9 protein-coding genes are annotated in these 14,095 nt (G+C 58.1%); 2 read left to right on the forward strand and 7 right to left on the reverse strand.

All coding sequences use genetic code 11. The annotated features are described in order from the left end of the window. Window positions 1-64: 64 nt before the first annotated feature. Complete coding sequence (locus ABJN86_RS13720) at window positions 65-1,897, reverse strand: M3 family oligoendopeptidase (RefSeq protein ID WP_348363515.1); 1,833 nt, start codon at window positions 1,895-1,897, stop codon at window positions 65-67. Between the two features lie 956 nt (window positions 1,898-2,853). Here ABJN86_RS13720 and ABJN86_RS13725 point away from each other — a divergent pair. Beyond that, window positions 2,854-3,258, forward strand: a complete 405-nt coding sequence (locus ABJN86_RS13725; RefSeq protein ID WP_348363513.1) for a hypothetical protein — start codon at window positions 2,854-2,856, stop codon at window positions 3,256-3,258. Window positions 3,259-3,291: 33 nt separating this feature from the next. Here ABJN86_RS13725 and ABJN86_RS13730 read toward each other — a convergent pair whose 3' ends face one another. The 6 genes from ABJN86_RS13730 to ABJN86_RS13755 all read right to left on the reverse strand — a co-directional run bounded on the left by ABJN86_RS13730 (window position 3,292) and on the right by ABJN86_RS13755 (window position 12,385). Next, window positions 3,292-4,095 carry a phosphodiesterase gene (locus tag ABJN86_RS13730; RefSeq protein WP_348363511.1) on the reverse strand — a complete coding sequence of 268 codons (804 nt, stop codon included), beginning with the start codon at window positions 4,093-4,095 and terminating at the stop codon, window positions 3,292-3,294. Between the two features lie 141 nt (window positions 4,096-4,236). After that, window positions 4,237-7,680 (reverse strand): pyruvate carboxylase, encoded by a 3,444-nt coding sequence (locus ABJN86_RS13735; protein WP_348363509.1) that lies wholly within the window; start codon window positions 7,678-7,680, stop codon window positions 4,237-4,239. 132 nt (window positions 7,681-7,812) lie between these two features. Beyond that, complete coding sequence (locus tag ABJN86_RS13740) at window positions 7,813-8,943, reverse strand: alpha-hydroxy acid oxidase (RefSeq protein ID WP_348363508.1); 1,131 nt, start codon at window positions 8,941-8,943, stop codon at window positions 7,813-7,815. 7 nt (window positions 8,944-8,950) lie between these two features. Next, complete coding sequence (locus tag ABJN86_RS13745; protein WP_348363507.1) at window positions 8,951-9,733, reverse strand: alpha/beta fold hydrolase; 783 nt, start codon at window positions 9,731-9,733, stop codon at window positions 8,951-8,953. Further along, complete coding sequence (locus tag ABJN86_RS13750; RefSeq protein ID WP_348363505.1) at window positions 9,733-11,112, reverse strand: short-chain fatty acyl-CoA regulator family protein; 1,380 nt, start codon at window positions 11,110-11,112, stop codon at window positions 9,733-9,735. Before ABJN86_RS13750 ends, ABJN86_RS13745 begins: the two co-directional genes overlap by 1 nt. 58 nt (window positions 11,113-11,170) lie before the next feature. After that, window positions 11,171-12,385 carry a multidrug effflux MFS transporter gene (locus ABJN86_RS13755; RefSeq protein ID WP_348363503.1) on the reverse strand — a complete coding sequence of 405 codons (1,215 nt, stop codon included), beginning with the start codon at window positions 12,383-12,385 and terminating at the stop codon, window positions 11,171-11,173. A gap of 173 nt (window positions 12,386-12,558) precedes the next feature. On the opposite strand from ABJN86_RS13755, the gene ABJN86_RS13760 reads away from it, so the two are divergent. Then, on the forward strand, window positions 12,559-14,091 hold the full coding sequence (locus ABJN86_RS13760) for an acyl-CoA carboxylase subunit beta (RefSeq protein ID WP_348363501.1): 1,533 nt from the start codon (window positions 12,559-12,561) through the stop codon (window positions 14,089-14,091). The last annotated feature ends 4 nt before the right edge of the window (window positions 14,092-14,095 follow it).

The raw sequence follows: 14,095 nt of genomic DNA on the forward strand, positions 1-14,095 counted from the left end.
TGTCACTGTAAGACGTTCACGTCCGGCCCGCCCTCGTTTCAGAGGCGGGCCGAACGTGAAAAATCTAGTCTTCCATCGCTTCCAGCTCGTCGATCATCCCAGAGATCATCGACAGGCCTTTGTCCCAAAACTTAGGGTCGGAAGCATCCAGCCCGAAGGGGGCCAGCAACTCCTTGTGGTGCTTCGAGCCGCCCGCCTTGAGCATGTCGAAATACTTGTCTTGGAAGTCGTCGCCGCCTTCCTCGTAGACCGCATAGAGCGCGTTCACCAAGCCGTCGCCGAACGCATAGGCGTAGACGTAGAACGGCGAGTGGACGAAGTGCGGCACATAGGACCAGAAGGTATCGTAGCCTTCCATGTATTCAAACGCCGGTCCTAGGCTTTCGGCCTGCACCGACATCCACAGCGCCCCGATATCATCTGGGGTCAACTCGCCTTCGGCGCGGGCGGCGTGGAGTTTGCATTCAAAGTCGTAGAACGCGATCTGGCGCACCACGGTGTTGATCATGTCCTCGACCTTGCCCGCGAGCATGACCTTGCGCTCGGCCTGTGTCTTGGCCTTGGACAGCATTTTGCGGAAGGTCAGCATCTCGCCAAAGACCGAAGCCGTTTCCGCCAAGGTCAGCGGGGTGGAGGACAGCAATTCGCCTTGTCCTGCGGCCAGAACTTGGTGGACGCCGTGGCCTAGCTCATGCGCCAGCGTCATCACATCACGCGGTTTGCCCAAGTAGTTGAGCATCACATAGGGGTGCACATCCGCGACGGTGGGGTGGGCAAAGGCACCGGGGGCCTTGCCGGGTTTCACACCTGCATCAATCCAGCCTCGGTTAAAGAACGGCTCCGCGATGCCCGCCATTTCGGGGGCGAAGTCGTGGTAGGCCTCCATGACGGTGTTTTGTGCCTCTTCCCAGCCCACAAGGCGCGGGTCTTCCATCGGCAAGGGCGCGTTGCGATCCCAGACCTGCATCACATCAAGGCCCAGCCACTTGCGCTTCAACTCGTAGTAACGGTGCGACAGCTTGGGGTAGGCGGCAACGACGGCGTTGCGCAGGGCTTCGACGACCTCGGGTTCCACATGGTTGGCGAGGTGACGGCCGGTTTGCGGGGTGGGCATGCCACGCCAGCGGTCCTCAACTTCCTTTTCCTTGGCAAGGGTGTTGTGGACGCGGGCGAAGAGTTTGACGTTCTCGCCAAAAACGCGCGACAGCTCACGGGCGCTGGCCTCGCGCTTGGCGCGGTCAGGGTCGGTTAGCAGGTTGAGCGTGCCTTCGATGTTCAGCTCTTGGCCATCCACGTTGAATTGCAGCGCCGCGATGGTTTCGTCAAACAGGCGGTTCCAAGCGGCGGCCCCCACGGTGGATTGGTCGTGCAGGAATTTTTCCAGCTCATCGGACAGCTGGTAGGGACGCATGGCGCGCAAACGGTCGAAGATGGGCTTGTAGCGGGCAAGGTCCGCGTTTTGGGCAAAGAGCGCGTCGAGCTGCTCGTCAGGGATGCGGTTGATCTCCAGCGAGAAGAATACCAGCGGGGTGGTGAAGTTCGTGATCTGATCTTGCGCGTTGGCCATGAATTGCGCGCGCTCGTCGTCGGTGGTGTTTTGGTAATACCGCAGCCCCGCGTAGGACATGATGCGCCCAGAGATCATGTCGATCTTCTCGTAGCGGGTCACGCAGTCCAACAGGCCCGCGGCGTCCAGATCGGCCAGATTGCCATCATAGTCGGATGCGAACTGGGCGCAGGCCTTATCCAGCCACTCCATGTCGCGGGTGTATTCCTTGGCGTCGGGGGCCTTGTAGAGGTCGCTTAGATCCCAGTCGGGCAGGTCGCCCAAGCCGCCGCCGCCCTCGATGATGTCACGAAGAGGTTGCTTGGGGGCGGGCAGAAATGGTGTGCGCATGGGGCGTCCTTTGATCTTGTTCCCAGCCAACCTAAGTGCGGCGGGCGGGGGCAACAAGACGTTGTTGCTCAAATCCTGAGGATCAAGGTGTGAGACAGCGGGTTTCGAGCGCCGTACGACTAAAAGGCGCCACTTCTGGCGCCTTCGTCGAGCGGTTTGGGACGGAATTCATTTCTATTAGCCCCTATAAGGGTTGAGGCGCGACCGGCTTCTGGCGGGCGCGTATGAGCCGGTGTTGCGTGTGCGTTGTTGCGCGTAAGTGCCACTGTCACGACTACGACGGAGGTTCAGAAGATGGCTTAGCCGCCTGTAGCTGCGGGCAGACTGGTGAGGGCGAGAATGCCCGTAGTGTCGCGAAAAATCATGATGACGCGATGCGCCATGATGCCTTTTGTGCCCGTAATACCTTGATTTCGCTTGTATGAGCACCGCGTCACCGGTGCTGTAGGATACTGCGGGGACGGTTTGAGCGTTGAAGCTCTCTGCTGTGCTGGGGGTAGCAAGCATGACGCTTGCGCCGATAATTGCGGCGAAGAGTGCGGATGCAGTTTTTTTGGTTGCTGTGTAAGTCATGGTGTCTCACTTCCTATATCTTCGTTGTTTCGTGTTGAGACAATGTTGGCCGATCAAGCGGCGAGAGGATATCAACGAAACCTCACGCTCACTAGCGAAGCCGTTATTGGAACGTAAATTCACGTGATGTGGCTGGCGGTAGTTTTTGTTAACTATGTGAAATATATAAAGTTTCATTTTAAAGAAGCGTATTTATATGTGTTATTGACAGGTTTGGTGCGTAAATGCACATTCCGGCATCCCAGCGATATTAGGCACTGTGGGCTGAAGCAGGGTCCCTATTAAACGCCCCATGGCTTCACAATTATGTGGTGACATCCTGTTGGCATTGACGAAGATCGCCTCACCGACAACATAAGCGAAACCCAACCTGGAGTTTCAAAATGACCATGCAAGAAGCCATCGCACTGCAGCCCGCTTGGATCGGGATGTGGCTTAGAGTGTTATTCCTTTGCGCCTTTATCCTGCCAGCTACCTTGGTGTTTTGGAAGCCGACGCGGTGGGCTGGCCTCATCACGCCAATCGCGAGCGTTGCATCTGGCCTGCTAACCCAGAAGCTTTACGGCGCCCTAGGTTACGTCAAACTTCTGGGCCTTCCGCATATCGTCTTTTGGACCCCACTTATTTTCTTCCTGATTGTCGTTTGGCGTAAACCGGATCTGCCGATGATCCCAAAGGTCATTCTGAGCACCGTGATGGGCGTGATCCTGATCTCGCTGGTTTTCGATTACGTGGATTTGGTGCGCTACATCTTGGGTGACCGGACACCGTTTGAAGGCACGGTTTAGGCGGGCACGCCTTTTGGGCCATCTGAGAAAGTGTCAGGCGGAGTGACCATCAACTGTGGGCTCTCCGCGTGGGCTCAGGTCGTCGTGGTGAACGATAACACCGCTATCGGTGAATAAGACGATGCCGTATCCTGCGGCCTCGTCGATGGAATGATCGCTTCCTTTGAGGCCCAAGGTCAGCGGAGATTGGTGGCAGGTGCTTTTGAAGGTGGCAAATGGCGTGCCGCTTGCGCCGCCACTGATTGTACGGTGAACATGGCCGCATAAGAGCTGCACCACATTGGGGAACTCCGCGATCAGGGCATGGAACTCCGCGTCATTGCGCAACCGGATGTCGTCCATACCGTCCAAGCCGGTGGAAAATGTCGGGTGATGTAGTGCCACGGTGACAGGCGCACCGTTCGCGGCGACAAGTGCATCGCGCAACCACGCCATGCGATCCCCACATAGGATGCCGGAATGCTGGGGTTTGGCATTAGGGTCCAAGCTGTCGAGGCAAATCAGTTGATGATGGCCAAGCTGCACCACATGCTGCGCGTGGCCGGACGCGGTGTGGGGCGCGTCGGGGAAGGCTTCAAAGAAGGCCTCGCGGTCGTCGTGGTTCCCGAGCATTAAAGACACAGGTGCTTTGACCCCGTCGAGACAGTCGCGCAACAAGGCGTATTGGGCGGAGCGGCCGTGGTGGGTCAAATCGCCTAGGACGACCATATGTGCGGCGTCTGGGTGGAACTTTGCGACGTGCTCAAGCACTTGGCGCAAGCGCTTTACGGGTGACAGCCCAATGATTTGCCCCTCAACTTCGACCAGATGCGGGTCGGTCAAAACAATAAGCTTCATTTCGGTATCCCCTAGTCTACGTGTTGCCTGAATGTAGGGCGCAAAGAAAAGCCTAGCGACGGGAATGATCCATCGCTAGGCAAAATTTTGTGTCGTTTCCAGCCGCCACATATTGGGGCAGGATATTAGGCGGGGCAGGAGCTACTTGTCTTCGAGTTCGACCAGCAGGTCCTTGGCGTCGATCTGGCCACCCGGGACGACATGTACCGCTTTGATGACCGCGTCGCGCTCTGCGTGAATGCCTGTCTCCATTTTCATGGCCTCAATCGTTAGCAGCAAGTCGCCTTCCTTGACCGCTGCGCCCACTTTCGCGGCAACGGTAGCCACAACGCCCGGCATTGGCGCGCCAATGTGGTTGGGGTTGCCAACTTCGGCCTTTGGCATGCGTGCTGTGGCGGATGTTGATTTGCGGTTTGGCACGCGGATGACACGTGGCTGGCCGTTGAGTTCGAAGAAGACTTTGGCTTCGCCTTTGTCATCGGTCTCACCCAAAGCTTGCATGCGGATTTCAAGCGTTTTGCCTGGATCGATCTCTGCGCTGATCTCTTCGCCGGGTTCCATGCCGTAGAAGAAGGTCCGCGTGGGCAGGGTGCGCACAGGGCCGTAGACCTCGTGGCGTTCGGCGTAATCGGTGAAGACTTTCGGATACATCAGGTAGCCGTTGAGGTCCTCGTTGTCGATTTTGACGCCTTCCAGCTTGGCTTCCAGCTCCTTGCGGGTGGCCTTCAGATCAATCGGTGCCAGCTTTTCGCCGGGACGATGGGTCATCGGCTTCTCGCCTTTGAGGATCTTCTTCTGGATTGCCTTCGGCCAGCCACCCGGAGGTTGTCCCAAATTTCCGCGCATCATGTCGATGACGCTGTCGGGGAAGGCCACGTCGGTCTTCGGATCCTCAACCTCGTCGCGCGTCAGACCTTGGGAAACCATCATCAACGCCATATCGCCCACAACTTTAGAGGACGGCGTTACCTTCACGATGTCACCAAACATCTGGTTCACGTCGGCATAAGTCTGCGCGACCTCGTGCCAGCGCTCTTCCAAGCCAACAGAGCGGGCTTGCGCCTTAAGGTTGGTAAACTGACCACCGGGCATTTCGTGCAGGTAGACCTCGGAAGCTGGCGCCTGCATGCCGCTCTCGAAGGCTGCGTATTGGCCGCGTACGGCTTCCCAGTAATCCGAGATTTGGCGTACGGTTTTGATGTCTAGGCCAGTATCGCGGTCGGTGTGGGCCAAGGCCTCTACCACGGAGCCGAGGGTGGCTTGTGACGTGTTGCCGGACAGCGCGTCCATGGCACAATCGACCGCATCCACGCCAGCCTCGGAGGCGGCTAGAATCGTCGCGATTGCCACACCTGCGGTGTCATGCGTGTGGAAGTGGATCGGCAGGCCGACCTCTTCTTTCAACGCTTTTACCAGAACGCGGGCGGAGGCTGGCTTCATGAGGCCCGCCATGTCCTTCAGGCCAAGCACATGCGCGCCAGCGGCCTTCAACTCCTTGCCCATCTCAACGTAATACTGCAGCGAGTATTTCGCGCGGTCAGGGTTCAAGATGTCGCCTGTGTAGCAGATAGTGCCTTCGACAACCTTGCCGGATTCAGCAACCGCATCCATCGCCACGCGCATGTTTTCAACCCAGTTCAGGCTGTCGAACACGCGGAAGACGTCAACACCGGTCTCCGCCGCTTGGCGCACGAACTCCTGCACCACGTTGTCGGGGTAGTTGGTGTAGCCCACGCCATTGGAGGCGCGCAGCAGCATTTGCGTCATCAGGTTTGGCATGGCCTTGCGCAGGTCGCGCAGACGCTGCCACGGGCATTCTTGCAAGAAGCGGTAGGCGACGTCGAATGTCGCACCCCCCCAGCATTCCATGGAGAACAGGCCAGGCATGTTGGACGCATAAGTCGGTGCTACACGGATCATGTCGACCGAGCGCATACGGGTCGCCAGCAAGGATTGGTGCCCGTCACGCATGGTCGTGTCAGTGATCAACAGTTGCTTTTGGTCGGACATCCAGTCGGCGACGGCTTGGGGGCCGTGGTCTTCCAGAATGTTGCGCGTACCATAAGCAGGTTGAGCTTGCGGCGCAGGCGCCTTGGGCGTGCGGGCCTCAGCGGGCAGGGGGCGGCCTTCGGTTTCAGGATGACCGTTGACCGTGATGTCGGCGATATATGTCAGGATCTTCGTGGCGCGGTCACGGCGCTTTTTGAAGTCGAAGAGGTCAGGCGTCTCGTCGATGAACTTGGTGTGGTATTCGTAGTTCAAGAACGTTGGGTGCTTGAGCAGGTTTTCCACGAAGGCAATATTCGTCGACACACCGCGCACACGGAATTCGCGCAATGCACGATCCATACGGTTGATTGATGCCTCTGGCGTTGGCGCCCATGCGGTCACTTTGGTCAGCAAGCTGTCGTAGTAGCGTGTGATGACAGCGCCCGCGTAGGCGGTGCCGCCATCAAGGCGAATGCCCATACCTGTGGCCGACCGGTAGGTGGTGATGCGGCCATAGTCGGGAATGAAGTTGTTCTGCGGGTCTTCGGTCGTGACACGGCATTGCAGCGCGTGGCCGTCCAGTTTGACGTCATATTGCGACGCGCAGCCTGTGGCTTCAACGAGGGATTTGCCCTCGGCGATCAGGATTTGGGCGCGCACGATGTCGATGCCGGTGACTTCTTCGGTGACGGTGTGCTCAACTTGGACGCGTGGATTTACTTCGATGAAGTAGAACTCGCCGCTGTCCATATCCATGAGGAACTCAACAGTACCTGCACACTCATAGCCGATATGTTCGCAGACCTTCTTGCCCAATTGACAGATCTGTTCGCGCTGTGTGCCCGACAGGTAGGGGGCTGGTGCGCGCTCCACCACTTTTTGGTTGCGGCGCTGAACCGAGCAGTCGCGCTCGTACAGGTGGTAAATTTGGCCGTGGCTGTCGCCCAGAATTTGAACTTCAACGTGGCGGGCACGCACGATCATTTTCTCAAGGAAGCCAGCGGAGTTACCGAATGCAGCTTCCGCTTCGCGGCGGCCCTCAAGGACCTTTTCTTCCAACTCGTCTTCGGAATTGATCGCGCGCATGCCGCGACCACCGCCGCCCCAAGACGCTTTAAGCATCAGCGGGTAGCCAACGTCTGCGGCCTCTTTCTTGATGGCGTCCATGTCGTCGCCCAGCACGTCGGTGGCTGGGATAACCGGAACACCTGCATCGACCGCGACCTGACGCGCGGAGGCTTTGTCGCCAAGTTTGCGCATGGTTTCGGCTTTGGGGCCGATGAATTTGATGCCAGCATCGTTGCAGGCGTCTACGAACTCGGGGTTCTCGGACAGCAGGCCGTAGCCGGGGTGGATCGCATCAGCGCCGGACATCTTAGCGACGCGGATAATTTCCTCGATGCTGAGGTAGGCGGCTACTGGGCCAAGTCCTTCGCCGATTTTATAGGCTTCGTCGGCTTTGAAACGGTGCAGGCCGAGCTTGTCTTCTTCGGCATATACGGCGACGGTTTTTTTACCCATCTCGTTGGCAGCGCGCATCACACGGATAGCAATTTCGCCGCGGTTTGCGATAAGGATTTTTTGGAAATCGGCCATGGTAGGAGGACCCCTAGTTGTGCAGTTGCGGCATGCATAGGGCCAAAGTCGCATGTCGTAAACTAGTTAGAGGTGGGTATAGCCAGCCCTCGTTAGCGCTAAACGATTGTTATGCCCTTGATTTTCATGGGGCTAAAAAAGTCGGGAAGATATGCTTTTGAGCGATTTAGCCCCCAATTGCCCCATATTTGAGGCCAAATCCTTGGCAAACATGTCCGCCAGATGGGCTGGACCAGAATCGCCCAAGGCCCCCAACGCGTAGTGCCATGCCCGCCCTAGCATTACGAAGTCAGCGCCCAAGGCGATGGCGCGCAAGATGTCCAGGCCGCCTTCAATCCCGCTGTCGAAGATCAGCGGTAGGCTGGTCGCCGCCCGCACATCCGGTAGGACTTCGATCGTGGATGGCCCGCCATCGAATTGGCGTCCCGCGTGGTTGGACACCCAAAGCGCGTCCACGCCCTCGTCTTGCAACCGTGCCGCGTCGTCGGCATTGGACACGCCCTTGAGGATCAGTGGGCCGTCCCATTCATCGCGCAGGTATTTGACGTAGTCCCAATCCGGCGAGGTGCGCAGCAGGTAGCCGACATGTTCCGTCGAGGAGCGGCTGGTCGATTGCTCCGCGTAGCTGTCCATCAGCTTCATGCGTGGCATCCCGGTTTTGCGGATGCCGTTGAGCCATGTAGGGCACATCGCAGCCTGCATGGCCAAACGCCCCGTCAGGCGCGGCGGCTGTGTTAACCCGCCGCGGGTTTGGCGTTCGCGGCGCGAGGCCACGGGTACATCGACGGTCATTACCAAGGTGTTAAACCCAGCGGCCTTGGCGCGCGCCATCATGTCCTTGCGGATTTCAGGATCGCGAGGCGGATACATCTGGAACCACGCGTCCTCGCCCAAATGAGGTGCCACGTCTTCCGGCGTTTGGGTGGCGACGGTGGACATGGAGTAGGGGATGCCTAGACGCGCGGCCTCCGCCGCCAGTGTCTTTTCGGCATTGGGCCAGATCAGGCCAGACATGCCAACAGGGGCGATGCCGAAGGGCAGCTTGTAGTCGCGGCCTAAGAATGTGGTGCCAAGATCGGGGGTGAACTCGCCGTGCAGAATGGAGGGGCGCAGCAACACCTCGTCCAACTTGGTGCGGTTGCGCTTTAACGTGGCCTCGGTGCCGGTAGCGCTATCGAGGTATTCCCACACGAAATGCGGAATACGTTTGCGGGCGCGGGCCTTGAGATCGGACAATCCGGGATATTTGGCGTGGTGGTCCATCAAGGCCTCAGAATTGTTGCAGGAACTTATAGAGGCGACGTTGCGCGTCACCTGTCCACATATTGATATGGCCCGCACCTTTTACCACGTAAAGTTCCTTCTGCTTGGAACCTGCGGCTTGCAAGATCGCACGGCCCATCGTGGGCGGGATGAAGTCGTCGTTTTCGCCGTGAAGGATAAGAAGGGGTGATTGCAGGTCGGGCGCGCGCTCAAGGCTGGGCCATTTAGAGAGCATCAACCCCGTCGCCAGTGGCAATTGCGGATGCATATGAGCAGCGACGTCTTTAAGCGAGGTGAACGGGGCCTCAAGTGCTATGGCGCGAGGGCGGGGTGTCGCAGTCGTGGCCAGATTGATGGCGACGGCGGCTCCGATGCTTTCGCCGTAGATGATGGGCGTGGTCGGCGTGCCGGTGAGTTGCCCGCTCGTAAGGGCGTCATACATCGCGTTGATATCTTTTGATATTCCGGTCTCTGTTGGCCAGCCTTTGCTGCCATTTCCCCCGCGATAAGATGGGGCGACAATGCCGTAGCCGCGATCCATCAGCCGTTGCAAGCGGGCAGTGCGTTTCGCGATGTGGCCCGCATTGCCGTGCAGGTAAAGGACGGTGGGCTTGCCGCGTTTGGCATCCGCAACCCAGACGACCATGTCGTTGACCTTCGCCACCTTGAGGCGGGAATCCGATGGGGTGATGCTGCGCGGGTCAAGCGGGTAGACGACGAAGCGTTCCAGCGTGAAATACCCGCCAAAGAACAGCGCGAGCAGGACAATTGCGCGAAGAAGGAAGCGCATCAATCCACCTTGTAAGGCAGGGTGTCGCGTTGGTCGTGGTCAACGGTAAGCTTGCTTTCCAGCGGTGGGACGGAGCGTTGGTGGCATTCTTTTCGTGGACAAATGCGGCAGGAAATCCCTATGGGTTCAAAGGCTTGTGCGCCGGCAGGAAGCATATCATCGGCGTAGACGATTTCACTGGCGTGGGTCATCTCGCAACCCAATGCGATGGCATAGCGGCGCGTAGGAGCCGTGAAGCTGCCCCCCGGTTTTGAGACGTCGCGTGCGATGGAGATGTAGCGCACGCCATCGGGGGTTTCGGCCAATTGGCGCAAGAATCGCCCCGGGGTTTCGAACGCGCGGTGGACGTTCCACAGGGGACAGGGGCCGCCGAAGCGCGCGAATTGTAACCGCGTGGCGGAATGGCGTTTGGTGATGGTGCCCGCCTGATCCACGCGCACGAAGAAGAAGGGTATGCCTTTTGCGCGGGGGCGCTGCAGGGTCGAGAGGCGGTGGGCGACTTGCTCGATTGAGGCGCCGAATTGATCGGCGAGCTGTTCCAGATCGTGGCGCGTGGATTGCGCGGCCTCTAGGAAGGCGGTGTAGGGCATCAAGGTCGCGCCCGCGAAGTAATTAGCCATGCCAATCTTGGCGATATGACGAGCGGCGTCGGTTTGGAACCGCGCGAGGTCCAAAGTTGCGTCCAAAAGCTCATTTTGTTCGAGAAGCGCAATCTGGTGCAGCAGCTGAAAGCGCTGTGTCGACGGCGCGGAGCTGGCTGCAAGCCGGAGTGTGTTGCTGGCCGTGTCATAGGCGCGAATTTGTTTTGAGTCAGAGAACTGCAAGTCAAAGTTCAACGCATCACTGCGCAAAACGTCGCCGCCAATGGTGCTGGCAAACCGTTCGGCCGCGTGATCCACCGCATCGATGTAATTGTCGCAATAGTGAAAGAAGTCTCGGACCTCTTCCCACGGGCTGGGCTGCAAATTCGTGGCTTCTTGGCCCAAAACCTCGTCCAAAGAGGCCAGCCGCTCATGGGTTTGGCGATAGGCGCGGTGCAGCTCGATAAAGGCGCGCGACAGGGCTGGGGCGTTGGAGGCGGCAAGGCGTAAATCGGCCAAAGGCGGGGCGATTTCGGCGAAGATCGGGTCGGATAGGGCCTCAGACATATCGGTGACCATGCGTTCCGCGTCGCCGGTCGACAGCTCGGTGACGTCGAAGCCGAACTCGCTGGCCATAGCAAGGACCACGGCAGTGGAGACAGGCCGATTGTTGTTTTCCATCTGGTTGAGATAGGGCAGGGATACGCCGAGCTTTTCTGCAAAAGCCTTTTGAGTCAGCCCCATACGGGTGCGAAGTTCACGTAGTTTTGTGCCAGCATAGAGTTTTCGAGGGGCCATGTCGCACGCGCCTTTGCAGTTTTGCTACCTCCGAGCATAACCTTTGCAAACTACATTCTCAAGTCGCGGCGATTGCCTTCTCACGGCGTAGGACGAAGGTGATGGCGAAGAGGCTGGCAATCGCGCTCAGGAGCATGACCCATTGTAATGGGAAGCTGCCGTTGCCGCCTTCCAGTAGTGCGCCTGACAGTGCCGCTAACGCTGCGCCACCGCCGATCATAATAGCGCCGCCCACGCCTGATGCCGTGCCCGCGAGGTGGGGGCGTACGGACAAAAGGCCTGCGTTCGAATTGGGTAGAACCAAGCCGTTGCCCAAGCCCACGAAGGTGCAAAACCCGAAGAAGGTGAAGGCAGACCCAAAGCCCGTAGCGGTCACGATCAGCGACCCCGCCATGCCGACCACAAGGATGATGCAGCCGATAAGGATCATCCGGTTTACCCCGATACGCACAGCATATCGTCCGGTGAAGAGGTTGCCTGCAAAGTAGCCCAGTGCAGGCACGCCAAACAGGTAGCGGGACGTCGTAGATGGTAGCTCATAAACCACGGAGGCCACATAGGGGGAGCCACCGAGGAAGGCAAAGAACGCACCAGAGGCGAAGGCTGCAGACAGGGCATAGCCCCAAAAGCGCGGCGAGGTGAAAAGCTCTGGGTAATCGCGGATCTGAGCGATGAAGCTGACGGATTTCGCCTTATTTGTCTCACCTTGGTCGGCCCAGCAAAGCCATGCCAACCCGATGCCAAAGGCGAAGGTGAACAAGAAGATGGCGCGCCAGCCGAACAGCTCATCAATAAAGCCGCCGACCGTTGGGGCGAACATTGGGACCAGCGACATGCCCATCGTTACATACCCCATGGTTGAGGCCGATTCTTCCATCGGGACAACGTCGCGCACGATGGCGCGTGACATCACCATGCCCACCGCCACGCTGGCGCCGATCATGCGAAACGTTAAAAACACTTCGATTGTGGGGGAGAAGTAGCATCCAAGGGATGCGGCGGAGAAGACGCCAAGCGCGCCCATCACTACGGGGCGGCGGCCGTAGCGGTCGGATAACGGCCCGATCAGAATTTGAAGCACCGCCGTGCAAGCTAAGTACAGCGAGATCGATAATTGCATCACGCCATATTCCGTATTGAACGCCTCGGTCATGACCGGAAGGGACGGCAGGAATATAGACATGTTCATGGCTGACACTCCAGCGAGGAGGACAAGCGTAATGAGATGTGGCGGGGTGGCGCGATCAAATAGCCGCGCTGATGAATAACTCATGTGGCGGACGATAGGCGGCGAAATTTGGAAGGTGAACCCATTAGTTTAGTTATTTGCAGTTTTGCAGTTATCAGTTCAAGAATTTTGCATTATTTGCAAATTTGCCGTTTGATCCTTTGCCGCAGCGCGGCACATGTGTAGGTTCATTGTAACTAGAACGGGAGCCCCGCGCCATGAGTGATATCCTTAGTGAACTTGAAGATCGCCGCGATGCGGCCCGCCAAGGCGGGGGCGAGCGTCGCATCGCTGCACAGCACGCCAAAGGTAAGCTGACAGCGCGTGAGCGGATCGAGCTACTGCTTGATGAGGGTAGCTTTGAAGAGTTCGACATGTTTGTGGCGCATCGCTGCACTGATTTTGGCATGGAAAAAGATCGCCCTGCGGGTGACGGCGTCGTGACAGGCTGGGGTACGGTCAATGGGCGTCTTGTCTATGTGTTCTCGCAGGACTTCACGGTGTTCGGTGGCTCCTTGTCGGAAACCCACGCACAGAAGATTTGCAAAATCCAAGACATGGCCATTCAAAACGGCGCGCCGGTGATTGGGATTAACGATTCCGGTGGTGCACGGATTCAAGAAGGGGTGGCTTCTTTGGCAGGCTACGCAGAAGTGTTCCAACGCAACATCATGGCCTCGGGGGTCGTCCCGCAGATCAGTCTGATAATGGGGCCATGTGCTGGTGGCGCGGTTTATTCGCCTGCGATGACGGACTTTATCTTCATGGTAAAGGACTCCTCCTACATGTTTGTCACCGGACCTGACGTGGTCAAAACGGTGACCAATGAGGTTGTGACGGCAGAAGAGTTGGGCGGGGCTAGCACGCATACCAAGAAGTCCTCGGTTGCGGATGGCGCGTTTGAGAACGATGTGGAGGCCTTGGCCGAAGTGCGTCGCTTGGTGGATTTCTTGCCGCTGAACAACCGTGAAAAGGCCCCGGTGCGCCCGTTCTTTGACGATCCAGCTCGCCTTGAGGCGAGCCTTGATACATTGGTGCCTGCCAATGCCAACACGCCTTACGATATGAAGGAGCTGATTGTTAAGCTGGCTGATGAGGGCGATTTTTTTGAGATACAGGAAGAATTTGCGAAGAATATCCTAACTGGCTTTATCCGCCTAGAAGGGCAGACCGTTGGTGTGGTTGCCAATCAGCCGATGGTTTTGGCGGGATGCTTGGATATCGACAGCTCGCGCAAGGCCGCGCGGTTTGTGCGGTTCTGCGATGCGTTTGAAATTCCGATCCTGACCTTGGTGGATGTACCGGGCTTCTTGCCAGGGACGTCCCAAGAATATGGCGGCGTGATCAAACATGGCGCGAAATTGCTGTTTGCATATGGCGAGGCGACCGTGCCGAAAGTGACAGTGATCACCCGCAAAGCGTATGGCGGGGCTTATGACGTGATGGCCTCCAAACACTTACGCGGTGACTTCAACTACGCATGGCCCACCGCCGAGATTGCGGTGATGGGGGCCAAGGGGGCGGTGGAAATCTTGTACCGTTCTGAGCTGGGCGATGCAGAGAAGATCGCGGAACGCACTGCAGATTATGAAGACCGCTTTGCCAACCCGTTTGTCGCGGCCGAGAAGGGCTTCATCGACGAGGTGATCATGCCCCATTCCACCCGTCGCCGCGTGGCGCGGGCCTTTGCGTCCTTGCGGGGCAAGTCGCTGAAGAACCCCTGGAAGAAGCACGACAATATTCCATTATGAGGCT

It is taken from the genome of Litoreibacter sp. (assembly GCF_039974535.1).
Taxonomy (GTDB): Bacteria; Pseudomonadota; Alphaproteobacteria; order Rhodobacterales; family Rhodobacteraceae; genus Litoreibacter.

What these genes read in the sequence shown, in the direction of transcription:
- ABJN86_RS13720 (WP_348363515.1), bottom strand. Translation starts at nt 1,897, where the DNA reads ATGCGCACACCATTTCTGCCCGCCCCCAAGCAACCTCTTCGTGACATC.
- ABJN86_RS13725 (WP_348363513.1), top strand. Translation starts at nt 2,854, where the DNA reads ATGACCATGCAAGAAGCCATCGCACTGCAGCCCGCTTGGATCGGGATG.
- ABJN86_RS13730 (WP_348363511.1), bottom strand. Translation starts at nt 4,095, where the DNA reads ATGAAGCTTATTGTTTTGACCGACCCGCATCTGGTCGAAGTTGAGGGG.
- ABJN86_RS13735 (WP_348363509.1), bottom strand. Translation starts at nt 7,680, where the DNA reads ATGGCCGATTTCCAAAAAATCCTTATCGCAAACCGCGGCGAAATTGCT.
- ABJN86_RS13740 (WP_348363508.1), bottom strand. Translation starts at nt 8,943, where the DNA reads ATGGACCACCACGCCAAATATCCCGGATTGTCCGATCTCAAGGCCCGC.
- ABJN86_RS13745 (WP_348363507.1), bottom strand. Translation starts at nt 9,733, where the DNA reads ATGCGCTTCCTTCTTCGCGCAATTGTCCTGCTCGCGCTGTTCTTTGGC.
- ABJN86_RS13750 (WP_348363505.1), bottom strand. Translation starts at nt 11,112, where the DNA reads ATGGCCCCTCGAAAACTCTATGCTGGCACAAAACTACGTGAACTTCGC.
- ABJN86_RS13755 (WP_348363503.1), bottom strand. Translation starts at nt 12,385, where the DNA reads ATGAGTTATTCATCAGCGCGGCTATTTGATCGCGCCACCCCGCCACAT.
- ABJN86_RS13760 (WP_348363501.1), top strand. Translation starts at nt 12,559, where the DNA reads ATGAGTGATATCCTTAGTGAACTTGAAGATCGCCGCGATGCGGCCCGC.